Here is a 23,853-nt window from a genome sequence, read left to right on the forward strand (position 1 = left end):
CGGCTACCCGATCGTGGTCTCCAGACCGACTTTTCACGACGAGTGGGGGATTCGCATGACCGATCTCTCGGTGCAAACCGAAGGTGTCAACGCGTTCGCGACGACCAATGCCGGGGTGGCGGGGCAGATCGCGGCGGCGGGCAATTTCGACCTGGTCGCCAATGTCTCCGCGATGACACCCGTGTTCGGGCTCATCGGCGCCGACTACCTGGCGATGTTCGCTGCCGCGCAGGTGCTGCAGGCCAAGGACATCAACGAGCTGTCCGCCAAGTTCGGGTCGCTGTCGGACGCGGCGTTCCGCTCGTCGGTGACCTTCGACGCCACCGACATCGACAACGCGGCGCAGATCGCGCGCCAGGCCGCCGGGATCGGGGGCGCGGCATGAAGCCGCTGAGCGCGGACACCGGCGTGATCAGCCCGGAAGCGTCGCTGGCCACCGCCGAGACCGAGACACAGTCCGCGCTCGGCGCCGTGCCGCAGGAGCTGGCCGGTCAGGCCATTCTCGACGTGCCGCTGGTGCAGCTGCCCGAGGACGTCGAGGAACCGGTCTTCACCCTCGCCCAGAAGATCACCGAGGAAACCCAGCAGGTCGGCATGCCCACCGGCCTGCCCGGCCTCTCCGGGCTCGGCGCGGGCACAGACGCCCAGGACATCCTGACCGGTATCTCGGACGACGCGTCCTCGGCGCTCACCGACGTGCAGGGCGCGCTGAGCCAGGCCACGATCGACCCGTTCGGCACCGCCGAGACCCTGATGAACCAGGCCAAGGGCGCCGTCACCGGTGCGACGGGCGGCGCGGGTGGTGCGGGCGGTGCCTCGAACACCGGGGCCGGCGGCAACTCGGCCGCCGCGACCAGCCTCACCGAAGACCCGGTCGCGGCCCTCATGAACGGCCTGTCGCTGCCCGCGCTGCCCGGCATCGAGACGCTGTTCCAGCCGTTCCTCGACCTACTCAGCAGCTTCGGCACCGGCGTGTTCGGCTCGCTCGACCCCACCTCCATCCTGAGCAACTCCTCGGCCGTCATCGAACAGGCCATGACCCTGGCCCAGGGCGGCGTGAAAACCGTGCAGCAACTGTGGGAGGGCCAGGCCGCCGACGCCGCGACCACCGCCAGCCAGCAGGCGCAGGCCCAGGGGCAGGAGACCAGTCAGCGCGGCATCGACATCTCCGCACTCACCCAGCAGGCGGCCGCGGTCGTGCAGACGGGCAACGCCCAGCTCACCTCCATCGCCACCACCTTCGCCGCGCAGGCGACGGCGCTCGCCCCGACCATCATGCTGCCGCCCACCCAGGCCACGCTGATCGGCCTGGCGACGACCCACCTGGGCGAGGCGGTCACGGTCGTCAACGCCACCCGCGGCCAATTGGCCGGGTACACCGGCGAACTCAGCGGTGTGGTCGGTCAACTCGCGAGTCAGAGCGGGCTGCCCTCGCCGGAAGAGGTGCTCTCGGCCGCGTCGGAGAACATCGGCGAACCACTGCTCACCCAGGCCGAGGACGCGCTGAGCAGCGCCACCGAGACCAGTGCGGCCAGCACCGGCGGCACCGGTGGAACCACCACCTCCCCGGCGGGCACCAGCCCGGCGGGCACCGGTGGCACGGGCGGCGGTGGCTCGAGTGCCGCGCTCGGCGCCCTCGGTACCGCGCGCGGTGGCGGCGGTGGCGGAGGCGGGGGCGGCAGCTCGAGCGGCACTCCGAGCACCGGCTCGCCGAAGTCGACGGCACTGCCCGGCTCCGCGATGCCCGCCGCCGGTCGCGTGATGGCGACGGGACTCGGCACCGGCATGGGTGGTGCCAGCACCACGCCCGCGAGCGCGGGTTCCGGATTCATGGGCGGCAGCCCGGGTGCGGCAGGCGCGGGCCAGCGCGCCAACGACGAGGAACACGGCCGCACGGTGCAGCCCTACCAGAGCCGCACCGGCAACGAAGACCTCACCGGTCTCCTCGGCGAAGCCACGCCCGAGGTCATCGGCGCCGTCCACGAGGACGAACGCACCGCCGACGAAGACCGGTTCTGATCGAGGTTCGCCCGCGGCCCGGTGCCGCGGGCGAACCTCGACTCACTTCTCGAAGGCGTCGACCAGCTTCTTTGTGAGGTCGGTGAAACGTTTGCGCGCGGCCTGCTGCTCAGGGTTGAGGCCGTCGGCCGCGTCGGGGGAGTAGACCACCAGGTGGGCGTCCTCGGCCGGATCCTCGGTGAGCAGGTCGACGATCTGGGCGCCCTTGCCCTCACCGGCGGGGATGCCGAAGTCGACCTCCTGCAGCGCCTCGATCTCCTCGCGCGCGGCCGAGATCACGTCGGCGGCTACCTTTCCCCGCTCCTCCTTCGGCGCGGTCTCGGCCTTGCGGTCCTTGCTCACCGCGTCGGGCCGGTACACGGCCGTGCCGTCGTCGAACACCTGCAGCACCGGCCGCAGGTCCGTGCGTGTCGACCACCCGGCGGGGATGGTGGTGACGCTGATCAGGGGTAGCGGCGCCGGTTCGGCATGGGCGAGCGCGCCCGCACCGGGCAGTGCGAGCGCGCAGACGAGCAGACCGATGATGGGCAGGCGCATGGTTTCCCCTCGATGAAAAACGCTGTGTCGGATCGGGTTCGAGGGTCAGCGTAACCCGGGGGGATTGTTCAGGTCGGTGGCGGAATAGGTATCGCAGGACTGCACCGAACCGCTGCGGTAGCCGGCGAGGAACCACTTCTGGCGCTGATCCGATGACCCGTGCGTCCACGATTCCGGATTCACGCCACGGCCCGCCGCACGCTGGATACGGTCGTCGCCCACGGCGTTGGCGGCCGACAGTGCGTCGCGGATGTCATTGTCCGACAACGGCTTCAGGAACGGCTGCGTGCTGCCCGGCGCGTTCTGCTTGTCGGCGAAATGCGCCCACATGCCCGCATAGCAGTCGGCCTGCAGTTCGGTACGCACCGCACCGGATTCGGGTCCGCGCGGATCCTGCTGCGCGCGGCCGATATCGCCGAGCTGGTTCTGGATGTGATGGCCGACCTCGTGGGCGACCACGTACTCCTGGGCCAGCGGCCCGGCACTCGCGCCGAACCGGTCGACGAGTTCCTGGAAGAAGCTGGTGTCGAAGTAGGCGGTGCGATCGGCGGGGCAGTAGAACGGGCCGACATCGCTGGTCGCGTTACCGCACCCGGTGTTCACCGCTCCCGTGAACAGGACGAGTTCGGGCCGCACGTATCGCTGACCGGTCTGCTTGGGCAGTTCCGCACCCCACACCGCGTCCAGGCTCTGCGCGGTGAGCACCACCCGGCAGTCGACGTACTTGTTCGCATCGGCACCGGTCTTGCAGTGTTCAGGCGTCCCGGCGGTGACATCGCCACCCTGGTACTGACCGCCGGACAGGCCGGTTCCGTTGCCGGACCCGGTCAGGTCGACGCCGAACAGTAGGCCGACCACCAGCAGGATCAGCCCACCCGCGCCACCACCGACGGCCAGCTTGCCGCCCATCCCCGGTCCACCGCCCGAGGATGCCCGGCCCGGATCGATCTGCATACCCTCGTTGAAGGTCATCGCGGTACTCGCCTTCGCTCGGTTGTCCACTGCCCTGCAGCACCATTGGCCACCGCGCGCGCAGCCGTCGCGCAGGGCGCGCGACAAGCTTGACACGGCGCGCAAGATATCGGTTTTCCCTCGCCCATCGTGTCTCACTACGATGGTCGTGCACCGGGTGTTCTCCACGGTGCGAAAAATCGTCGAAAGGAATACCGTGCTGCGCACCCACTTGGCTGGTTCGCTGCGAAGCGAGCACGCCGGTCAGACCGTCACCCTCACCGGCTGGGTGGCCCGGCGGCGTGACCACGGTGGCGTGATCTTCATCGATCTGCGTGACGCCTCGGGAGTCGCGCAGGCGGTGTTCCGCGAAGGCGAGGCGGCCGAGCAGGCCCACAAGCTGCGCGCGGAGTACTGCGTGCAGATCACCGGTGTGGTGGAGCAGCGTCCCGACGGCAACGAGAACCCCGAACTGCCGACCGGCCAGATCGAGGTCGACGTCCGCGAACTGGTCGTACTCAACGAGAGCGCGCCGCTGCCGTTCCAGCTCGACGAGACCCCCGGCGACGAGGCCCGCCTCAAGTACCGCTACCTCGACCTGCGTCGCGAGGGTCCCGGCCACGCCATCCGCCTGCGGTCCAAGGTCAACGCCGCCGCCCGCGAGGTGCTCGGCGCCCACGAGTTCATCGAGGTCGAGACCCCGACGCTCACCCGCTCCACCCCCGAGGGCGCCCGCGACTTCCTGGTTCCCGCCCGCCTGCAGCCGGGCAGCTTCTACGCGCTGCCGCAGAGCCCGCAGCTGTTCAAGCAGCTGCTGATGGTCGGCGGTATCGAGCGCTACTACCAGATCGCGCGCTGCTACCGCGACGAGGACTTCCGCGCCGACCGTCAGCCGGAGTTCACCCAGCTCGACATCGAGATGAGCTTCGTGCGCCAGGAGGACGTGATCCTGCTGGCCGAGGACATCCTCACCGCGCTGTGGAAGCTGGTCGGCCACGACATCGTCACCCCGATCCCGCACATGACCTACGCGGAGGCGATGCGCCGCTTCGGTTCCGACAAGCCCGACCTGCGCTTCGGTATCGAGATCACCGAGTGCACCGACTACTTCAAGGAGACCCCGTTCCGGGTGTTCCAAGCCGAGTACGTGGGCGCGGTGGTGATGCCCGGTGGTGCGAGCCAGCCGCGCCGTCAGCTCGACGCCTGGCAGGAGTGGGCCAAGCAGCGCGGCGCCAAGGGTCTGGCCTACATTCTGATCAACGAGGACGGCACTCTCGGCGGCCCGGTCGCCAAGAACCTGTCCGACGCCGAGCGCGAGGGCCTGGCCAAGCACGTGGGCGCTGAGCCCGGTGACTGCGTGTTCTTCGCCGCCGGACCGACTAAGGCACAGCGTGCCCTGCTCGGTGCCGCGCGTGGCGAGATCGCCCGCAAGTGCGACCTCATCGACCCGAACGCCTGGGCCTTCGTCTGGATCGTCGACGCACCGATGTTCGAACCGGCCGCCGAGGCCACCGCGAGCGGCGACGTGGCCCTGGGCCATTCGTCCTGGACCGCGGTGCACCACGCCTTCACCTCGCCCAAGCCGGAGTCGATGGACACCTTCGACACCGACCCGGGTTCGGCGCTGGCCTACGCCTACGACATCGTCTGCAACGGCAACGAGATCGGTGGCGGTTCCATCCGTATCCACCGCCGTGACGTGCAGGAACGGGTGTTCGCGGTGATGGGCATCGACAACGACGAAGCCCAGGAGAAGTTCGGCTTCCTGCTCGACGCCTTCTCCTACGGCGCCCCGCCCATGGGTGGTATCGCCTTCGGCTGGGACCGCATCACCGCCCTGCTGGCCGGGGAGGACTCGATCCGCGAGGTGATCGCGTTCCCGAAGACCGGTGGCGGCGTCGACCCGCTCACCGACGCGCCCGCGCCGATCACCGCCCAGCAGCGCAAGGAAGCGGGCATCGACGCCAAGCCCGAGGTCAAGGGCGGCGACGCGCCGAAAGCTGTTGCCGCGCAGAAGTAGCGACCGGAAAGCAGCACCGGTAGCTTCTGGTGTGGTCCCGTGGGGGACCGGTGACCAGGAGGCTATCGGTGCTGCATCTGCGCATAATCAGTCCACCCGAGCAGACCGCTGAGCTGGTCCGCATTCTCGAAGCCGATGCGGGCGTCACCCATCTGACGGTGGCGCCCGGCATCGCGGTCGACCCCGGCGGTGACCTCGTCCAGGCCGACATCGCCCGCGAGGCGGCCAACAAGATCCTCGACGACGTGAAGTCGCTCGGACTGGTCCACACCGGTGGCATCACGCTGGGCCCGGTGGAAGCGGTGCTGTCCGACGCCGCCGATCGTGCGGTGCGGGCGGCGCCCGGCGACCCTAGCGACGCCGTGGTCTGGGAGCAGTTGCTCGTGGAGACCCACGAGGAGTCCTCGCTCAACTCCACCTTCCTCGCGTTCTTGACCATCGCGTGCCTGCTCGCCTCGATCGGGGTGGCGACGAATTCGCCCGTCACCATCGTCGGCGCGATGGTGGTCGGGCCGGAGTTCGGGCCGCTGGCCGCGCTGTCGGTCGCGCTCGTCCGCCGCAATTGGCGGCTGGCCCGGCGGTCGATGATCGCGCTGGCCGTGGCGTTCCCCGTCGCGATGACGATCACGTTGTTCGCCACCATGCTGTGGGAGCGGATGGGCTGGATCACCGTCGAGGGTGTGATGGACGCGCACAACGTCGACTTCATCTACCAGGTCGGGCCGTTCTCCCTGGTCGTGGCCCTGCTGGCCGGGGCGGCAGGCATGCTGTCGCTGGTCACCGCGAAATCGGCGGCCCTGATCGGGGTGTTCATCTCGGTGACCACCGTGCCCGCGGCAGGCTATGCGGTGGTGGCCGCGACGCTCGGTCAGTGGCACCGGGCGTTCGAGTCGGCGGGTCAGCTCGCGGTGAACCTGATCGGCATCGTGGTTGCCGGTGTGCTCGTGCTGGAACTGCGACCGCGCGCGGGCGACGAATCAGGCCCGATCGGCCGCTTCAAACGGGCGATCGGCATGCGCACCCCGCTCGAACACTAGACGCGGGCGACCGGCCCGGCGGTGAGCATCCGGTAGGCGTAGGTGACCGCGATGGCACACACCGGCCCCGCGACGAACAGGCCGATCCCGCAGGCGAGTACACCGACGAAGGTGACGAGCATGATGGTGAGGAACAGCAGCACCGAGGCCCACAGGTTGGCCAGCACCAGCATGCCGCTCGCCTTGATCGCCTCGACCGGTCCGTAGTCCTGGTCGATCACGAAGTGCAGCGAGAACATGCACAGGAACCCGACGATCACCCCCGGCGCCAGGCACAGCGCGGACGCGAGCAGGGTCGCGCTGAACGCCAGCAGTGCGGTGAGCAACACGTTGCCCGCGTTCACGAAACGGAAGAACGACCCGAAAGCCGGTGGGTATCCGTCTGTTTCGTACAGCGCGCCACGCACCATCGCCGCCTGCAGCAACCACAGCGCAACCAGCACGATCAGGAACAAGAACAGCACGCTCAACGGCGAGGTGGGGTTCACGATCTGGACGATCGCGAGCGCGCCGAGGTAGATGAGCACACCCACGCCGATGATGCCGAGCCACGGTCCAGGGTTGGTGCGGAAGCGTTCCACGCCGTAGCTCAGGGACTGCCCGATATCGAGCGCCTGTGCTCCCGAATGGAGGTAACCCGACGGCTGCCCGGGCTGCCCCGGCGACACGCCACCGGCGGGGGTCGTGGCGAAACCCGAGGTTTCCGGTTTCTCCTGTGGCACCGCATAACCCGGGCCGGTGCCCGGCTGACCGTAGTGCGGCGCACCCGTTCCCGATCCGGCAACCGACGGCGGGGGTTCGACCGGTTCGCTGCCGTACTGGGCGGCACCCGGTCCTTCGAACTGCGGATAGCCTGCGCCACCGGCCATTCCGTGCCTGCCCGTTCCGGAGCTCGGGGCGGCCGGGTGGCCGGGTCCTTCGTGGCGTCCGGTGCCGTGGGCGAATTGCCCGCTACCGCCGGGCGCAGGCGACCCACCCGGTGAATCGCTCGATGCGGCGGACGGTGTGTCGGTCACTGTGGTAGACCTTTCGACTCAACCGGTTTGCGGTGTGGCGCACTGCAGTTGACGTCGAGAAAACCCGACGAGCGACAGATGTGTCAAGCGAACAGGCACACTCGCGCAACCGCGGTGCCAACACGCCGGGCGACGCGGAAAGGTTGCGTAACCGCTCGCTAGAAGTGACCAGGTACGAGTAGCTTGAGAGGCGATGACCGCACTATTGGCCGAACGCGCCGCCGACGTCGTGTCCGCAGCACAACAGTTGCTCACAAAGCGAATGGGTGCTGCGGTGAAGCTGAGTGATCCAGTGGAGCTCAGTGGTAGTGGCAGGACCACTGTCCTGCGGGTGCGTGTCGCGGAGAACGCTTTCTCGCTCCCGCGCACGCTGATCGTGAAGCAGGTGCGTGGCTCCGCGCAGGACCGCGTCACCGGTGGCATGGCACCGGGTGTCGCCAGCATCGACGCGGCATTCCTGCGCGAGGCGGTGTCCTACCAGTTCACCACCGCCCTGAGCCGCGAACAGCGCCCCGGCGCCTATCTCATCGCGCACAGCGTGCCCGACCGCATCCTCGTGCTCTCGGACCTCGGCGACAACGCGCTGCTCACCTCGGTGCTCGCCGCGCGCGCCGAACCGGGCACCCGCAACGCGCTGATGGCGTTCGCGCAGGCCCTCGGCCGCATGCACGCCGCGACCGTCGGCCGCGAACCGGACTTCATCGCGCTGATGCGCCGGGTCGACTCGGCACACCGCGTCGACGGCATCGCCCAGCAGGCGCAGGCCGCGATCGCCGAGGTGCCGGGTCTGCTCGAGGCGGAACTCGGCATCGAGGTGCCCGGTGAGATCGCCGAACGCATCGTGCACGGCAACCGGTTGTTCACCGCGGGCCGCTACCGCGCGTTCAGCCCCTCGGACCTGTGCCCGGACAACGTCATCATGAACGACGAGGGCGCCCGCTTCCTCGACTACGAGTGGGGCGGTTTCCGCGACGCGACCCTCGACATCGCGTACGCGCTGGTCTCGTTCCCCGGGTGCCTGTGTGACTTCGAACTGTCGCGCGGCCGGGCCAGGGAGATGGTCGAGGCGTGGCGTTCGGCCGTGGTCGGCGTGTGGCCCTCGCTGGCCGACGACAGGGTGCTCGCCGAACGGATCCTCGAGGCCCGCCTGATCTGGGTGTGGCTGTCGACCTACTGGTTCCTGCCCGCCGACCACACCCGCATCGCCACGGCCCGCGAGCACGGTCTGTCCGTGCCGCGATCGGAAGCGCTGATCAACCGCTGGTCGGCGCTGGCCGAGGACGCGCGGGTCACCGGCGACGACGCGGTCGGCGATTTCGCCGAGCAGGTGTCGGCGATGCTCGAGGAACGCTGGTCGGAGTGAGAACGTAGCTCCCCACATGGTCCCCGGCGCGGAGTAGCGTCGGCTGGATCCGAGAGTTGGGAGCAGACGTGCCGCAGTCGATCACCGTCACCGTCGTCGGCAAGCAGTGGCTGACACCGCACCTGGTGCGCGTCGTCGGCACTGTCGCCGACGGTGCGTTCACCCCGAACGCCTTCACCGACGCCTACGTGAAATTGATCTTCCCCGTGCCCGGCGTCGACTACCCGGAGCCGTTCGATCTGGACACGGTGCGCGAGACGATGGATGCCGCCAGTCAGCCGGTACTGCGCACCTACACCGTGCGCGCCTACGACGCGTCACGCCGCGAGATCAGCATCGACTTCGTCGTCCACGGCGACGAGGGCATCGCGGGCCCGTGGGCGGCCGCGGTCGAACCGGGCGAAGAATTCCGCCTGTTCGGCCCCGGCGGTGCCTTCGCTCCCGACCCCGCCGCCGACTGGTATCTCCTGGCCGGCGACGAATCGGCGCTACCCGCCATCGCCGCTGCCGTCGAGGCCTTGCCCGCGGGCGCACCGGCCCAGGTTTTCGTCGAGGTCGGCGGCGCCGAGGACGAGATCTCGCTGGCCTCGGCCGCCGACGTCCAGGTGCACTGGGTACGTCGCGGCGTGTCCTCGGACGCGGTGCCCGACGACCTCGCCGGCGCGAACGCGCCGCTGGTCGCCGCGGTGCGCGCGGCCGACTGGCTACCCGGCCAGGTTCAGGCATTCGTGCACGGAGAGGCAGAGGCCGTCATGCGCAACCTTCGCCCCTACCTGCGCAAGGAACGCGACGTCGCACCGAAATGGCTGTCCGTCTCGGGCTACTGGCGCCGCGGCCGCACCGAGGAGGGCTTCCGCGAATGGAAGCGCGAGCTCGCCGCCGAGAACGCCTGAGCGCGACCGAATCCGCCGCGATCCAGCGGCCGTCGTCGCCTGACCGGCCGGTCCGTCATCCGGACAGGGCGGTCAGCTTGCCTCGAAGATGCGCACGTTCCACCGCGTTGTCGGTGAGCAGCAGCGCGTCCTCGTAGGCGGCGACCGCCTCCTCGACCCGACCGAGCTCGGCGAGAAAGGCCGCCCGGGCGGCGTGCAGATAGCCGTAGGTGGCCAGAGCCGGTTCCGCGCCGAGCGGACGCAGCAATTCCAGCGCCCGTGCCGGATCACCCGCCAAACCGACCGCCACGGCGTGATTGAGCTGGGCGACCGGGGACGGCCAGACCCGCAGCAACAACCGGTACAGGCCGATGATCTCGGGCCAATCGGTGTCGGCCCAGCTGGGCGCCTCGTCGTGGACGGCGGCGATCGCCGCCTGCAGGGTGTACCGATCGGTGTGTGGCAGAGCCTGTTTCACCAGGCTGATGCCCTCGGTGATCGCCGCGTGATCCCAGCGGGTGCGGTCCTGGTGTTCGAGCGTGCACAGCTCGCCCGCCGCGTCCACGCGGGCGGCTCGCCGTGCGTCGGTGAGCACGATCAGTGCCAGCAGGCCGGTCACCGACGGATCACCGGGTACCAGCGCGTGCATCATCCTGGCGAGCTGGAGAGCGCGATCGACCAGATCCGCGCGGACGAGGTCGTCACCGGCGGGCGCGGTGTGACCGGTGGTGAACAGCAGATGGATCACCGCGCAGATCGCGTCGAGCCGCTGCGGCAGCTCACGGATCGACGGGACCCGATACGGGATGCCCGCCACGGCGATCTTCTTCTTCGCCCGGGTGATGCGCGCCGCCATGGTCGACTCGCTCACCAGGAACGCCCGCGCCACCTCGGCGGTGGTGACTCCGCAGACCAACCGCAGGGTCAGGGCGACCTGTGCCTGCGGGGACAGCGCCGGATGGCAGCAGGTGCTGATCAGCCGGAGCCGGTCGTCCGGGATCACCGGATCGTCGCACTCGGCCAGGGCCAGGTCGGCGGTGTCGGGCACAGGTTCGTCGACGACCAACTCGGGCAGCGACCGGCGGAAGATGGTGTCGCGGCGCATCAGGTCGAGGCCGCGCCGCCTGGCGACCGTCGTCAGCCAGGCACCCGGGCGGGCTGGGACGCCATCGGCCGCCCACACGGTCAGCGCGGTCGCGTAGGCGTCCTGCACGCATTCCTCGGCCAGATCGAAATCCCGGACGAGCCGCACCGTCGCGGCGAGCACGAAGGCCCATTCGCGACGGTGCGCCTGCTCGACGGCCGCGGCCGCCGTCGTCACGGCTGCGGGAAGACCTTGATCGGGCGCACTTCCACCCCACCCGTCGGGGCCGGGACTTGCGCGGCGATCGCGATCGCGGCGTCGAGATCGGGCGCCTCGATCAGGTAGTAGCCGCCGAGCGCCTCCTTCGCCTCGGCGAACGGCCCGTCCGTCACCACCACCTCACCCGACGCGTCGTGGCGGATCGAGGTGGCGGTCGCGGTGGGCTGCAACGCGTGGCCGCCGAGGTTGGCCGCGCCGGTGAGCTGCTGGAAGGTGCGATGCGCGGTGAGCATGTCGTCGAGTTCGGCGGGTGACATGGCGGCGTAGGTTGCCTCGTCGCCGTAGATCAGGACCAGGTATTGGCTCATGGGGGGCTCCTTCGGATCGTGGTCGCCCGTTCGTCGGGTGGCCGTACTCATCCGACGAACGACCGCGGTGGTGATCGACAGCCGCTGGTGAGAATTCTGCGCCGATTCCCGAGAAGCCGCGCCCGATCAGTGCACGGGTGTGGTTCGTGGTTCGAGGCGGCCGCCGGAGCGCACGGCGAACGAGGTGCCGTGGCGGATTCCGGTGGCCGGGTCGGTGACGTCGAAGGCGTAGAACCAGTCCATCTGGGTTGCCTCGGGGGTCACGTCGAGGACGCCGAAACCGTGGGAGTCCAGTTCCACGTATCGCAGGTGGTGGTTGGCGGCCTTGATGGCCTCCTCGGCCGCGATCGAGGTGGTGCGCGGCGGAGTTTTCGTCATGTCGGTGACGCTGGCCGAGGTGACCGAGGGGATGACGAACTCCGCGCCGACCGTCGGTCCGCCCGGGTAGTTCGCGGCCTTCAGTGGCAGGTCGGCGGCCCAGGAGGTGTGGATGTCGCCGGTCAGGAACACGACATCGCCGACCTGATCGTCCGCGATGGTCTCGAACAGGGTGCGGCGGTCGGCGGTGTAGCCGTCCCACTGGTCGCCGTTGACGGTGATGCCGCCCTGCGGGATGCCGAGGGCGGCGGTGATGGCCTCGGTGGTCGCCGGTTCCAGCGGCGGGAACACCACCGGTGCGATCATCACCGAATTGCCGACGAGCTTCCACTGGGTCGGCGACGAGACCAATCCCGCTGTGAGCCAATCCATCTGGGCCCGGCCGGTGATGGTGCGCGCCGGGTCGTCGGCGTGCCGCCAGCCCGCGACCGGTCCCGCCTCCTCGTCGCGGTAGCTGCGCAGGTCGAGCATCGACAGCTCGGCCAGGGTGCCGAACCGCAGCCGCCGGTAGATCTGCACCGCCCCGTCGGACCGGGTGGCACGCACCGGCATCCACTCGAGGTAGGCCTTGGCCGAGGCCGCGCGACGGTCGGCCCAGGCGCCCTGGGTGGCGGGGTCGTGGTCCTCGGAGCCCTCGCGCCAGGAATTGTCGGCCGACTCGTGGTCGTCCCAGGTGCAGATGAACGGCAGCACGGCGTGCAACGCCATCAGGTCCGGATCGGTCTTGTACTGGCCGTGGCGGATCCGGTAGTCGGCGAGGGTGACGATCTCGTGCGCCGGATCGTGCGCACGTACCGCTCCGGCGCGGCCGACGTACTCCCCGCGACCGTATTCGTAGATGTAGTCGCCGAGGTGGACGATGGCGTCGAGGTCGCCGCGCGCGGCCAGGTGCCGGTAGGCGCCGAACCAGCCCGCTTCCCAGTTCGAGCACGACACCAGGCCCAGGCGCAGCCGGTCGAGGGAGCTGTCGGCGGCGGGTGCGGTGCTGGTGCGCCCGATCGGGGAGGTCTGGCCGAGCGCGTGGAAGCGGTAGCAGTAGCCGGTGCCCGCCGACAGGCCTTTCGCGTCGATCTTGACGGTGTGGTCGGTGTCGGCGGTCGCTGTCACGGTGCCGGAGGCGGCCACCTGGGTGAAGGTCTCGTCGGCGGCGATCTCCCAGCGCACCGAGGTCGCGTCGCCGAGGCCGGAGCCGGGGGTCGCGTCGTCGTCGACGCTCACGCGCGTCCACAGAATCACCGCGTCGGGCAGCGGATCGCCCGAGGCCACGCCGTGCCGGAACACCGCCCCGGTCGCGTGGGCCTGCGCCGAACCGATCAGCACCGCCGCCGCGGCCGCTGTGCTGCCTTTGAACAGGGTGCGGCGGGCGAACTGCCCCGCGGACACGACCTCGGTGTTTTCGACCACGATCAGCGATCTCATCCCAGCGCGGCCCGGCGCGCAAGTCGGACACGCAGAATTTGGTCATCTGTTCAGATTCGCGGCCTGTGTCGGGCGATCGACCGGATGTGTCCGAGGGTCTCGGTACCCTGCACGACGTGAGTGATCAGCTGTTCGACGTGCCGGGCGACCCCGCCGAGCCCGAGCGTGGACTCGACGCGGTGGTGCGGCGCGATCCCGGGGCGCCGCTGGCGGTCCGGATGCGGCCGCGCTCGCTGGACGAAGTGATCGGTCAGCAGCATCTGCTCGGTCCCGGTTCGCCGCTGCGCAGGCTGGTCGAGGGGTCCGGCGCCGCATCGGTGCTGCTCTACGGCCCGCCCGGCACCGGCAAGACCACCCTCGCCTCGTTGTTGTCGCAGGCCACGGGGCGCCGGTTCGAGGCGTTGTCGGCCTTGTCGGCGGGTGTCAAAGAGGTGCGCGCGGTCATCGACCTCGCGCGCAAACGGCTGGCCGTGGGCGAACAGACCGTGCTGTTCATCGACGAGGTGCACCGGTTCTCCAAGACCCAGCAGGACGCGCTGCTCGCGGCGGTGGAGAACCGGATCGTGCTGCTCGTCGGTGCGACCACCGAGAACCCGTCGTTCTCCGTGGTGTCGCCCTTGCTGTCGCGCTCGCTGGTGCTGCAGTTGCAGTCGCTCACCACCGACGACATCCGGGCGGTGCTGGAACGCGCGATCGCCGACGAGCGAGGGCTGGCGGGGGAGTACACCGTTACCGAAGAGGCGCTCGACCACATCGTGCGGGTCGCAGGCGGGGATGCGCGCCGGGCGCTCACCGCGCTCGAGGCCTCGGCCGAATCCTCGCTCGACGGCACTGTCGACCTCGAATTGGTCGAGGCGAGCGTCGACAAGGCCGCCGTGCGCTACGACCGCGCGGGCGACCAGCACTACGACGTCATCAGCGCCTTCATCAAATCCATCCGCGGCTCCGATGTGGACGCGGCCCTGCACTATCTGGCCCGCATGCTCACCGCGGGCGAGGACCCGCGCTTCATCGCCCGGCGCCTGATGATCCACGCCAGCGAGGATGTCGGTATGGCCGACCCGATGGCGCTGCAGACCGCGACCGCCGCCGCCCAGGTCGTGCAGCTCGTCGGTCTGCCCGAAGCGAAACTGGCGCTGGCGCAGGCGACCATCCACCTGGCCACCGCGCCGAAATCCGGTGCGGTCACCTCGGCGCTGGCCGCGGCCATGTCCGACATCACCGCGGGCAAGGCCGGCGCGGTGCCACCGCACCTACGCGACGGGCACTACGCGGGCGCCAAGGCTCTGGGTCATGCCAAGGGCTACAAATTCCCGCACAACCACCGCGGCGGTGTGGTCGCCCAGCAATATCCGCCCGACGAGATCGTCGGCACCGACTACTACGAACCCACCGACCACGGCTTCGAACGCGAGGTCGGTTCGCGGGTGAGCAAGTTGCGCCGCATCATCCGGGGCAACTGAGCAAGCCACGTCCGGATTGTCGCCGAGACCACCGACTCCGGCGGAAAACCGGTGGATCGCAGACGGTAGGCTGGTCAGCTGTGCAGACCCACGAGATTAGACGGCGTTTCCTGGACCATTTCGTCCGTGCCGGACACACCGAGGTACCCAGTGCCTCGCTGATCCTGGCCGACCCCAACCTGCTGTTCGTCAATGCGGGCATGGTCCAGTTCAAGCCGTATTTCCTGGGTCAGGAAGCGGCGCCGTACGCGCGAGCTACCAGTGTGCAGAAGTGCGTGCGCACCGGTGACATCGACGAGGTCGGCGTCACCACCCGGCACAACACCTTCTTCCAGATGGCCGGCAACTTCTCCTTCGGCGACTACTTCAAGGAAGGCGCCATCACCCTCGCCTGGGAGCTGATCTCCAAGTCCCAGGAGGACGGCGGATTCGGTTTCGACCCCGAACGCATCTGGGTCACCGCCTACGAGTCCGACCCGGAAGCGGCCGAGATCTGGGAGCGCGTCGCCGGAATCCCGAAGGAGCGCATCCAGTTCCGCGACGGCAAGGACAACTACTGGGACATGGGCGTGCCCGGTCCCGGCGGTCCCTGCTCGGAGATCTACTACGACCGCGGTCCCGCCTACGGCAAGGAAGGCGGTCCGGTCGCCGACGAGGACCGCTACCTCGAGATCTGGAACCTGGTGTTCATGCAGGACATCCGCGGTGAGGACAGCCCGAAGCTCGGCTTCCCGCCGGTCGGGTCGCTGCCGCGCAAGAACATCGACACCGGCATGGGCGTCGAGCGCGTCGCCATGCTGCTCCAAGGCGTGGAGAACGTCTACGAGACCGACCTGCTGCGCCCCATCATCGACAAGGCCGAGCAGCTCACCGGCCGCTCCTACGGTGTCGAGCACGCCGACGACGTGCGCTTCCGCGTGATCGCCGATCATGTGCGCAGCTCGGCCATGCTCATCGCCGACGGCGTGAACCCCGGCAACGACGGCCGCGGCTACGTGCTGCGCCGCCTGCTGCGCCGCATCGTGCGCTCGGCCCGCCTGCTCGGCGCCGAGAAGCCGGTGATGGCCGAGCTGATGAAGGTCGTCTCCGACCTGATGTCGCCGTCCTACCCGGAACTGGCCACCGACTTCCCCCGCATCGAAACCGTCGCGGTGGGTGAGGAGACGGCCTTCCTCAAGACCCTGAACACCGGCGAGACCCTCTTCGAGAACGCCGCATCGGCGGTGAAGTCCTCCGGCGGCAAGCAGATCGCCGGTTCGGACGCCTTCGCCCTGCACGACACCTACGGTTTCCCGATCGACCTCACCCTCGAAATGGCCGCCGAGGCGGGCCTTTCCGTGGACGAGGCCGGTTTCCGTTCGCTGATGGCCGAGCAGCGTCAGCGCGCAAAGGACGACGCCCAGGCCCGCAAGCACGCCCACGCCGACCTGACCGTCTACAAGGAACTGGTCGACCGCGGCGCCACCGAGTTCACCGGTTTCGACGAACTCACCTCCGAGGCCAACGTGCTCGCCCTGATCTCCGGTGGTGTGCGGGTGCCCGCCGCCCAGGCCGGTGCGGACGTCGAGGTGATCCTCGACCGCAGCCCGATGTACGCCGAGTCGGGTGGTCAGATCGCCGACCGCGGCGCGATCACCGCCTCGGGGCTGAAGCTGCGCGTCAACGACGTGCAGAAGATCGCCAAGAAACTGTGGGTGCACAAGGCCACCGTGGAGCAGGGCCAGATCACCGAGGGCGATGTGGTTCTCGCCCAGGCGGACCCGTCCTGGCGTCGTGGCGCCACCCAGGGCCACTCCGGCACGCACATGGTGCACGCCGCGCTGCGCCAGGTGCTCGGCCCCAACGCCGTGCAGGCCGGTTCGCTGAACAAGCCCGGCTACCTGCGCTTCGACTTCAACTGGCAGGGCGCGCTGTCCGAGCAGCAGAAGGCCGACATCGAGGCCGTGTCCAACGACGCGGTGGGCGCCGACTTCCCGGTGAACACCTTCGTCACCGATCTGCCCAAGGCCAAGGCCATGGGCGCGATGGCGCTGTTCGGCGAGAACTACGGCGACGAGGTGCGTGTCGTCGAGATCGGCGGCCCGTTCTCGATGGAGCTGTGCGGTGGCACCCACGTGGACCACTCCTCGCAGATCGGCCCGATCACCGTCCTCGGTGAGTCGTCGGTCGGTTCGGGTGTGCGGCGCGTGGAGGCGTTCGTGGGTCTGGACTCCTACAAGTACCTGGCCAAGGAACGTGCCCTGCTCGCCGGTGTCGCGTCGTCGCTGAAGGTGCCCTCGGAGGAGGTACCCGGCCGCGTCGAGCAGCTCGTGGAGCGGCTCAAGGTGGCCGAGAAGGAACTCGAGCGCACCAAGATCGCCGCCGTGCTCGCCTCGGCCGGCACGTTCGCCGAGCAGGCCGAGCGCGTCGGTTCCGTGCGCCTGGTCGCCGCCGCCGCGCCCGAGGGGGCCTCGGCCGGTGATCTGCGCACCCTGGCCACCGATATCCGTGGCCGCCTCGGCAGCGATCCGGCGATCGTCGTGCTGCTCGGCAACGTCGACGGCAAGGCGCCGTTCGTGGTGACCGTCAACAAGGCCGCCCAGGACCTCGGCTTCAAGGCGGGCGATCTCGTCGCCAGCTTCGGTCCGAGCATCGCCGGCCGCGGCGGCGGCAAGCCGGAGATGGCGCAGGGCTCCGGCTCGGACCCGTCGGGTATCCCGAACGGTTTGACCTCGGTCCGCGCCCGGGTGGCCGAACTCGCCGGCTGATGAGCACCCCCGCCTCGGACGAGGCCCCGGCCGATCGACCCGATCCGGCGACCGACCCCGGTCGCGGCCGCCGGATCGCGGTCGATGTCGGCAGTGTCCGCATCGGCGTGGCGTCCTGTGACCCCGACGGGGTGCTCGCCACGCCGGTGGAGACCGTCCCACGCGCCAAATCCAGCCGTCAGGGCGGCCCACCCGCCGACATCGCGAGAATTGCCGAGATTGTGCGGGAGTACGAAGCCGTCGAGGTGATCGTCGGCCTGCCCCGGACGTTGCGCGGCGAAAACGGCACCGCCGCGGGCATCGCCCGCAAGTTTGCCAAGCAGTTGCGCCGGGTGATCGACCCGATTCCGGTGCGCCTTTCCGACGAACGTTTGACTACGGTGTCTGCTGCACGTGCGTTGCGCGAGAGTGGAGTTCGCGCACGTGGCCAGCGGCAGATGATCGACCAGGCGGCAGCGGTGTCGATTCTGCAAGGATGGTTGGACGAGCGGAGTTCGATGGTGAAGGACGCAGCAGACACAGCGGTCGGAGATGATGCATGACCGACCGATGGGCCAGGGCAGAGGAGCGGTACCGGGCGCGTGAGGCGGACCGGCGTTACCCGCGCCGCGACGACTGGGGTCTCGACCCCCGTGCGTCGCGCGAGGAGCCCGAGGTCCCCGAATGGGACGACTTCGACGACGACACGAACGTCATCCCGCGCTACGAGGACGAATTCCCCGAGCCGGAGCCCGAACCGGAGCCCGAACCGCCACGCCGGGTGGGTCAGCGCCCACCGCGCGCCACACCGGCCGGACGCGGCCGCGCCAGATCCGGTGCGGGACGCGGCAAACGGTCGCGGATCGCCTCCCGCAAGGCGGCCGAACGCAAGCGCCGCCGCCGCAACATGTGGGTGGTGGCCGCCGTCTTCGCGCTGCTGTTCGTCTCGGCGGCGGGCTTCGCGGGCTACAAACTGATGGGAAGCCTCGCTCCCGCCGAGGATTTCGCGGGCCCGGCAGGCAAACCCGTTGTCGTCCAGGTGCATCCGGGCGACACCGCCACCCAGATCGCCGAAGCGATGCACGAACGCGGCATCGTCGCCAGTTCCGAGGCCTTCTACGAGGCGGCCGTGCAGAACACCGGGATGAACAGCGTGCAGCCCGGCTTCTACGCGATCGGTGAGCGCAGCCCCGCCGCCGACGCCGTCGCCGCGCTGGTCGGTGGTAAGTCCCGCGTGGGCAATGTGGTCGTGTCCGAGGGCAGGCTGCTGCACGACAAGCACGACGTGAGCACCGGTGGCCGCTACGACGGCATCTACCGCAAGATCGCCGACGCCAGCTGCGTTGGCCCCGAACGCAAGTGCGTGACCTACGAGCAGCTCGACGCGGCGGGTGCGAGCCTCGACCTGGCCGCCCTCGGTGTCCCACAGTGGGCGATGCAGGCGGTCAAGGACTGCCCCGACCGGGCCAGGCAGCTCGAAGGACTCATCGCGGCGGGAACCTGGGACTTCGATCCCAGCGGCACACCGCAGCAGATCCTGAAGCAACTGATCACCGCGAGCGTGCAGGCCTACGAGGCCACCGGACTGCTGCAGTCGGGAGCTGACACGAAACTGTCGCCCTACGAGATGTTGATCGCCGCGTCGCTGGTGGAACGCGAGGCCAAGCCGGAGGACATGGGCAAGGTGGCCCGGGTGATCGTGAACCGGCTCGAGGTCGGCCAGATGCTGCAGTTCGACTCCACGGTGAACTACACCCTCGACACCACCGAGGTCGCCACGACCGACGCCGACCGCGCCGCGGTGACCGCCTGGAACACCTACGCGATGGAGGGCCTGCCCAAGACGCCGATCGCCGCACCCTCGGTGGCCGCGTTGCGGGCCGTCGAGAAGCCCGAGCCGGGACCGTGGCTGTACTTCGTCACCGTCGACAAGCAGGGCACGACGAAGTTCACCGACTCCTACCAGGAGCATCTGCGGCTGGTCACCCAGGCGCAGCGCAGCGGCATTCTCGACAGCTCGCGGACCGGTGGCTGAGCCGCGCAAGGCGGCGGTGCTCGGGCAGCCGATCGGGCACTCACGATCGCCGCAACTGCACACGGCCGCCTACCGTGCGCTCGGTCTGCCCTGGACCTACGAACGCATCGAATGCTCCGCCGAGCAACTGCCCGGTCTGGTCGACGGACTCGGCCCCGAGTGGGTGGGACTGTCGGTGACGATGCCGGGCAAGGAAGCGGCGCTCGCGTACGCGGACCGGCGCACCGACCGGGCGGAACTGGTCGGCTCGGCCAACACCCTGCTCCGCACCGACGACGGCTGGTCGGCCGACTGCACCGATGTCGACGGTGTGTTCGGCGCGCTGCGCGACGGCGGTGTCGAACGAGTCGAGGAGGCGGTGGTGCTCGGCGCGGGCGGTACCGCGCGGCCCGCTCTGCTCGCGCTGTCGCAGCTCGGCGCTCGATCGGTGACGATCGTCGTCCGCGACGCGGGCCGGGCGCGTGGTGCGCTCGACCTGGCCGAGCGGCTCGGGATGTCGGCTGCCACCGCGTCGTTCGATGCCGGATCCCTGGCCACGATCTGTGCGCGTGCCGCCGCGGTGGTGAGCACGGTGCCCGCGGAGGCGGCGGCCGCGGTCGCGGGATCGGTGGCGACGGCGCCGGTGGTGCTCGACGCGATCTACAACCCGTGGCCGACCCCGCTGGCGACGGCCGTCGGCGAGGCCGGGCACACGGTGGTCAGCGGGCTGCGGATGCTGCTGAACCAGGCCTACGGTCAGGTCGAGCTGTTCACCGGACAGCCCGCGCCCCGCGCGGCGATGGCGGCGGCGCTCGACCTCTGATCGGTCCGTTGCCGCGCTGATCCGCGAATTGGTACCGGTTCTAGTTTTGTCCGATTAGGGTGATGCCCATGACCACTTGGCTGTTGCGTGCCATCGCACTCGGGGCGACAGTGGTCGCCCTGCGGGTTCTGCTCGGATTCGCCATGGCGGCCCTGCCGACCTACGGCATCCTCTGGCGGGCTGCCTGCCTGATCGTGATCGTCGGCGCCGCCATCGCCTGGGGCGCGCGCGACGCCCGCTCCGCCGACGGCACCGACCTCACCGTCCGCTGGCTGCTGGCAGGCATGGTCGCCGGGCTCGGCAGCGGCGCGGTGTGCTGGATCCTCGACCAGGTGCCCGGTATCGAACTCGGCGACGCGGGCGCGCTGTTCGAACTCACCTCCGCGGCGTCGTTCATCATGCTGCTGGTGTTCCTGCCCGCGATGATCGGCGTGGGCTACGGCCGTGCCCGGGCGCGCAGATCGGCCGCGAAGCCCCAAGCCGCCCCGGAGCCGGTCCCCGCTTACGCGGGATAGGCGGACGAAGAGCTGGAGGTGTGGTCCAGCGGTCGACGCCGCCTGTGCGCTGTGGGCGGCGGCGACTCGCCGCAGGGCGTGCCGCCTGCCTACGCGGGGTAGGCAGGCGGCGTCTTCTAGCGCGTCGCTCGTCCACGCGTGGTGGCGGTGCGGCCCGTGCTCAGAGCAGGATCGCGCCGCTCGTCGGGGTCTCGCGGGCGATGGCCGAGTAGGCCGCCGCGAGCAGGCTGGGGTCCGGGCCCTCGAGGCGGCCGGGCTTGGCCAGGCCGTCGAGCACCACGAAGCGGAGCACGCCGGAGCGGGTCTTCTTGTCGGTCTGCATCGCGTCCATCAGCTGCGGCAGCGCGTCGGCGTCGTAGCTCACCGGCAGGCCGACGCTTTCCAGGATGGTGCGGTGACGGTCGGCGGTCGCGTCGTCCAGGCGGCCGGCGAGGCGGCCCAGTTCGGCGGCGAACACCAGGCCGACCGACACCGCCGCACCGTGACGCCAGCGGTAGCGCTCGCGCCGCTCCACCGCGTGGCCGAGGGTGTGGCCGTAGTTGAGGATCTCGCGCAGGCTCGATTCCTTGAGGTCGGCGGCGACCACGTCGGCCTTCACCTGGATGGCGCGGCGGACCAGTTCCGGCAGCACCTCGCCGGTGGGGTCGAGTGCGGCCTCCGGATCGGCCTCGATGAGGTCGAGGATCACCGGGTCGGCGATGAAACCGGCCTTGATGATCTCGGCCATGCCCGCGACGATCTCGTTGCGCGGCACCGTTTCCAGGGTCACCAGGTCGACGAGGACGGCGCTCGGCTCGTGGAAGCTGCCGACCAGGTTCTTGCCCGCCTCGGTGTTGATGCCGGTCTTGCCGCCGACCGCGGCGTCGACCATGGCCAGCAGCGTGGTCGGCACGTGCACGATGCGCACTCCGCGCATCCAGGTGGCCGCCACGAAGCCCGCGAGGTCGGTGGCCGCGCCGCCGCCGAGGCTCACCACGGCGTCGTTGCGGGTGAGCCCGATGCGGCCGAGCACCTCCCAGCAGAACCCGGCCACGGCCAGGTCCTTGCCGTCCTCGGCGTCGGGGATCTCGATGCGGTGCGCGTCGATCCCGGTGTCGGCCAGTGCCTTTCGCACGGCCTCGGCGGTCTCGGCCAGCGGCGGCTGGTGGAAGATCGCCACGGTCCGCACCGCATTGCCCGCGGTCACCGCCTCGACGAGGTCGCCGAGCAACCCGCGACCGATGATCACCGGGTAGGGATCGGCGGTACGGACCTGGATGGTGGTCGGCTCTGTCACGTGCGCTGCTCCGATTCTCTCGGGTCGTTGGTCATACGTCTTGTCGCGCGCCGTCGCGGCCGCGCCCGCCAGGAACCCGGCGCCGGTTCCCCCGGCCCCCGATCGGCGGGTTGCTGAGTCCCACGCTGGTCGGTCGGGCCTGCGGGTGTTTGGGCACCGGGATCGGTCGCCGAATTCCGGCCTCCCGCTGCTTGTTTCGCGCCACCACGCCTACCGCGGCTGCCACGTCTGCTGCGGTTGCCGGACGATTCCGTGCCGCCGGATCTGCGACCGCCGGCGGTCGGGGAGTCGTCGGCGCTGTCGGCAGGGGAGCCTTGGGCGGTGCCGGAACGGGTGCTCGGCTGGGACTTGCGGCCGCGTCGGTTCGGGCGGGTGGTCTTGGCGTTTTCGCCGGGTCCGGCCGGAGTGTCGGCGCGTGCTTCGTCGGCAGGTGGGGCCGCGGCGGCGGTGGGCTCGCCGGTCCGGGTGGAGTCGGTCGCGCCGCCGGCACGGGACCGGCTGCCGCGGCGGCGCAAGCGGTTGCGGCGCGAGCGCCTGCCCTCACCGGGCGGTGTTTCAGCGGAGGCGGATCGTCCCGGCGCGGGTCGTGCTGCGGCGGAAGTGTTTCCGTCGTTGTCGGCCTGGGCCGTGGGTGCGGGAAGGGTCTCGCCGCGCCGTGCGGCTGCTGCCCTCGCACGGGACCGTCTGCGTGCTTTGGAACGATTGCTGCCGGAGCCCGGTGTGGAAGGTGAAGGGGGAGTGGGCTTCGTGGTGTCGGCGGTACGCACGATGTCGGTGCGCACCGATTCGAGTCCCAACCGTGCCAGGATCATCCGCACCACCCGGCCCGGACTGCGCCCGTCGGTGCGCACGCGCACCATGGCCACCTCTCGGTAGAGCGGGCGGCGCTGCTTCATCAGCTCGCGGTACTTCGCGGCGGGGTCGGCACCGTTCAGCAGTGGACGGGCATTGCTCGACCCGGTGCGCCGAAGTCCTTCGCCCACACTGATTTCCAGGTACACCACGGTGGCGCCGCGCAGCACCTCGCGCGTGCGCGCCGACAGCACCGACCCGCCGCCGAGCGACACCACGCCCTCGTGCTCGAGCACGGCGCGCCGCACCACCTGCTCCTCGATACGGCGAAACTCCGGCTCACCGTCTTCGGCGAAGATCTCGGGAATGCTCCGCCCGGTTTCCGCCTCGATCCCCGCATCGGTGTCGAACAGTTCGACACCCAGTTCCCTGGCCAGCTTGCGACCTATCGTCGACTTCCCGGAACCGGGCGGACCGACGAGCACCACCCGAGCGCGCGCGACGATCACGGCCTCGCCACCGGAATCGGCGCCCGGTGACGTGGTCGCGTTGCCGCCGACCGTGTCCGCACCCGGTTGCGTGAGCACGTTGTCGCCGACCGTGTCCGCACCCGGTTGCGTGAGCACGTTGTCGCCAACCACGTCCGCACCTGCTGCGGGAGCGTTCTCGCCATCGGAGTCGGCACTCGGAGCAGTGTGCGCGATGTTTCCCCCGACCTCCGCGCTGGGAACCGTGGCCGAGGCGTCGTCCCCGGCCTCCGGATCGGCTGCCGTGGTCGAGTCGGCGTCCCCCGTCCCTGCACCGTGGCCGGGTGCCGTGGCCGGATTGTCGTCCTCTGCCGCCGCGGCGAAAGCCGTGGCGTGGTCGGCCTCGGTGTCCGCAGTGGGAGGCGTGGTGAGGGTCGCGTCTCCGCCTGCTGCGGTGGGGGTCGTGATCGGGTTGTCGCCGCTGGTCTCTGTGC

General features: G+C 70.0%; 19 protein-coding genes and 1 pseudogene. 12 read left to right on the forward strand and 8 right to left on the reverse strand.

Features of this window, described 5'->3' with window-relative positions; translation table 11 throughout:
- The first annotated feature begins 55 nt into the window (after positions 1-55).
- Both ACWEVR_RS04540 and ACWEVR_RS04545 read left to right on the forward strand, forming a co-directional pair.
- Positions 56-385 (forward strand): type VII secretion target, encoded by a 330-nt coding sequence (locus ACWEVR_RS04540; RefSeq protein ID WP_067493548.1) that lies wholly within the window; start codon positions 56-58, stop codon positions 383-385.
- On the forward strand, positions 382-2,019 hold the full coding sequence (locus ACWEVR_RS04545) for a hypothetical protein (protein ID WP_452465820.1): 1,638 nt from the start codon (positions 382-384) through the stop codon (positions 2,017-2,019). The genes ACWEVR_RS04540 and ACWEVR_RS04545 overlap by 4 nt, the downstream gene beginning before the upstream one ends.
- Before the next feature lie 42 nt (positions 2,020-2,061).
- Here the strand turns inward: ACWEVR_RS04545 and ACWEVR_RS04550 are convergent, their stop codons facing one another.
- A complete protein-coding gene (locus tag ACWEVR_RS04550; RefSeq protein ID WP_452465821.1) occupies positions 2,062-2,556 on the reverse strand; it encodes a hypothetical protein in 495 nt (164 codons plus the stop codon).
- A gap of 45 nt (positions 2,557-2,601) precedes the next feature.
- Positions 2,602-3,528: a KPN_02809 family neutral zinc metallopeptidase gene (ypfJ, locus tag ACWEVR_RS04555; RefSeq protein ID WP_067493554.1), complete on the reverse strand. Its 927-nt coding sequence runs from the start codon at positions 3,526-3,528 to the stop codon at positions 2,602-2,604.
- Positions 3,529-3,724: 196 nt separating this feature from the next.
- On the opposite strand from ypfJ, the gene aspS reads away from it, so the two are divergent.
- Both aspS and ACWEVR_RS04565 read left to right on the forward strand, forming a co-directional pair.
- Positions 3,725-5,527, forward strand: coding sequence for an aspartate--tRNA ligase (gene aspS, locus ACWEVR_RS04560; RefSeq protein ID WP_452465822.1), 1,803 nt, complete (start codon positions 3,725-3,727; stop codon positions 5,525-5,527).
- A 68-nt stretch (positions 5,528-5,595) separates the two neighbouring features.
- Positions 5,596-6,564 carry a DUF389 domain-containing protein gene (locus ACWEVR_RS04565; RefSeq protein ID WP_452465823.1) on the forward strand — a complete coding sequence of 323 codons (969 nt, stop codon included), beginning with the start codon at positions 5,596-5,598 and terminating at the stop codon, positions 6,562-6,564.
- On the opposite strand, the gene ACWEVR_RS04570 is transcribed toward ACWEVR_RS04565, so the two are convergent.
- Positions 6,561-7,580 (reverse strand): hypothetical protein, encoded by a 1,020-nt coding sequence (locus tag ACWEVR_RS04570; RefSeq protein WP_452465824.1) that lies wholly within the window; start codon positions 7,578-7,580, stop codon positions 6,561-6,563. The two genes, ACWEVR_RS04565 and ACWEVR_RS04570, sit on opposite strands and share 4 nt — an antisense overlap.
- 193 nt (positions 7,581-7,773) lie before the next feature.
- On the opposite strand from ACWEVR_RS04570, the gene ACWEVR_RS04575 reads away from it, so the two are divergent.
- Both ACWEVR_RS04575 and ACWEVR_RS04580 read left to right on the forward strand, forming a co-directional pair.
- On the forward strand, positions 7,774-8,943 hold the full coding sequence (locus tag ACWEVR_RS04575) for a phosphotransferase family protein (RefSeq protein WP_225280619.1): 1,170 nt from the start codon (positions 7,774-7,776) through the stop codon (positions 8,941-8,943).
- A gap of 68 nt (positions 8,944-9,011) precedes the next feature.
- Positions 9,012-9,836, forward strand: coding sequence for a siderophore-interacting protein (locus ACWEVR_RS04580; RefSeq protein WP_452465825.1), 825 nt, complete (start codon positions 9,012-9,014; stop codon positions 9,834-9,836).
- A gap of 55 nt (positions 9,837-9,891) precedes the next feature.
- Here the strand turns inward: ACWEVR_RS04580 and ACWEVR_RS04585 are convergent, their stop codons facing one another.
- The 3 genes from ACWEVR_RS04585 to ACWEVR_RS04595 all read right to left on the reverse strand — a co-directional run bounded on the left by ACWEVR_RS04585 (position 9,892) and on the right by ACWEVR_RS04595 (position 13,283).
- Positions 9,892-11,136: an RNA polymerase sigma factor gene (locus tag ACWEVR_RS04585; protein ID WP_452465826.1), complete on the reverse strand. Its 1,245-nt coding sequence runs from the start codon at positions 11,134-11,136 to the stop codon at positions 9,892-9,894.
- A complete protein-coding gene (locus ACWEVR_RS04590; protein WP_067493566.1) occupies positions 11,133-11,486 on the reverse strand; it encodes a YciI family protein in 354 nt (117 codons plus the stop codon). Before ACWEVR_RS04590 ends, ACWEVR_RS04585 begins: the two co-directional genes overlap by 4 nt.
- 126 nt (positions 11,487-11,612) lie before the next feature.
- Positions 11,613-13,283 carry an alkaline phosphatase D family protein gene (locus ACWEVR_RS04595; protein WP_452465827.1) on the reverse strand — a complete coding sequence of 557 codons (1,671 nt, stop codon included), beginning with the start codon at positions 13,281-13,283 and terminating at the stop codon, positions 11,613-11,615.
- A gap of 116 nt (positions 13,284-13,399) precedes the next feature.
- On the opposite strand from ACWEVR_RS04595, the gene ACWEVR_RS04600 reads away from it, so the two are divergent.
- The 6 genes from ACWEVR_RS04600 (at position 13,400) to ACWEVR_RS04625 (ending at position 20,824) form a co-directional block, all read left to right on the forward strand.
- A complete protein-coding gene (locus ACWEVR_RS04600) occupies positions 13,400-14,746 on the forward strand; it encodes a replication-associated recombination protein A (RefSeq protein WP_452465828.1) in 1,347 nt (448 codons plus the stop codon).
- 80 nt (positions 14,747-14,826) lie between these two features.
- Positions 14,827-17,493, forward strand: a complete 2,667-nt coding sequence (gene alaS, locus ACWEVR_RS04605; protein WP_452465829.1) for an alanine--tRNA ligase — start codon at positions 14,827-14,829, stop codon at positions 17,491-17,493.
- Positions 17,493-18,035: a Holliday junction resolvase RuvX gene (gene ruvX, locus ACWEVR_RS04610; protein WP_067493570.1), complete on the forward strand. Its 543-nt coding sequence runs from the start codon at positions 17,493-17,495 to the stop codon at positions 18,033-18,035. Before alaS ends, ruvX begins: the two co-directional genes overlap by 1 nt.
- Positions 18,032-19,507, forward strand: coding sequence for an endolytic transglycosylase MltG (gene mltG, locus ACWEVR_RS04615; RefSeq protein WP_452465830.1), 1,476 nt, complete (start codon positions 18,032-18,034; stop codon positions 19,505-19,507). Before ruvX ends, mltG begins: the two co-directional genes overlap by 4 nt.
- Entirely contained in the window at positions 19,500-20,309 is an 810-nt protein-coding gene (locus ACWEVR_RS04620; protein ID WP_452465831.1) for a shikimate dehydrogenase, read from the forward strand. The genes mltG and ACWEVR_RS04620 overlap by 8 nt, the downstream gene beginning before the upstream one ends.
- A 68-nt stretch (positions 20,310-20,377) precedes the next feature.
- Complete coding sequence (locus ACWEVR_RS04625) at positions 20,378-20,824, forward strand: B-4DMT family transporter (protein WP_357145964.1); 447 nt, start codon at positions 20,378-20,380, stop codon at positions 20,822-20,824.
- Between the two features lie 160 nt (positions 20,825-20,984).
- On the opposite strand, the gene aroB is transcribed toward ACWEVR_RS04625, so the two are convergent.
- Positions 20,985-22,100 carry a 3-dehydroquinate synthase gene (gene aroB / locus ACWEVR_RS04630; RefSeq protein ID WP_067493579.1) on the reverse strand — a complete coding sequence of 372 codons (1,116 nt, stop codon included), beginning with the start codon at positions 22,098-22,100 and terminating at the stop codon, positions 20,985-20,987.
- A gap of 608 nt (positions 22,101-22,708) precedes the next feature.
- Positions 22,709-23,398: pseudogene (locus tag ACWEVR_RS04635) on the reverse strand (shikimate kinase); the annotation flags it as partial.
- Positions 23,399-23,853: the final 455 nt, after the last annotated feature.

It is taken from the genome of Nocardia sp. NPDC003979, assembly GCF_053605015.1.

Excerpts from the sequence above, each read along its gene's own strand:
- ACWEVR_RS04590 (WP_067493566.1), bottom strand. The coding sequence starts at position 11,486 with ATGAGCCAATACCTGGTCCTGATCTACGGCGACGAGGCAACCTACGCC.
- ACWEVR_RS04575 (WP_225280619.1), top strand. The coding sequence starts at position 7,774 with ATGACCGCACTATTGGCCGAACGCGCCGCCGACGTCGTGTCCGCAGCA.
- ACWEVR_RS04625 (WP_357145964.1), top strand. The coding sequence starts at position 20,378 with ATGACCACTTGGCTGTTGCGTGCCATCGCACTCGGGGCGACAGTGGTC.
- ACWEVR_RS04595 (WP_452465827.1), bottom strand. The coding sequence starts at position 13,283 with ATGAGATCGCTGATCGTGGTCGAAAACACCGAGGTCGTGTCCGCGGGG.
- ypfJ (WP_067493554.1), bottom strand. The coding sequence starts at position 3,528 with ATGACCTTCAACGAGGGTATGCAGATCGATCCGGGCCGGGCATCCTCG.
- ACWEVR_RS04545 (WP_452465820.1), top strand. The coding sequence starts at position 382 with ATGAAGCCGCTGAGCGCGGACACCGGCGTGATCAGCCCGGAAGCGTCG.
- ruvX (WP_067493570.1), top strand. The coding sequence starts at position 17,493 with ATGAGCACCCCCGCCTCGGACGAGGCCCCGGCCGATCGACCCGATCCG.
- ACWEVR_RS04550 (WP_452465821.1), bottom strand. The coding sequence starts at position 2,556 with ATGCGCCTGCCCATCATCGGTCTGCTCGTCTGCGCGCTCGCACTGCCC.
- ACWEVR_RS04540 (WP_067493548.1), top strand. The coding sequence starts at position 56 with ATGACCGATCTCTCGGTGCAAACCGAAGGTGTCAACGCGTTCGCGACG.
- mltG (WP_452465830.1), top strand. The coding sequence starts at position 18,032 with ATGACCGACCGATGGGCCAGGGCAGAGGAGCGGTACCGGGCGCGTGAG.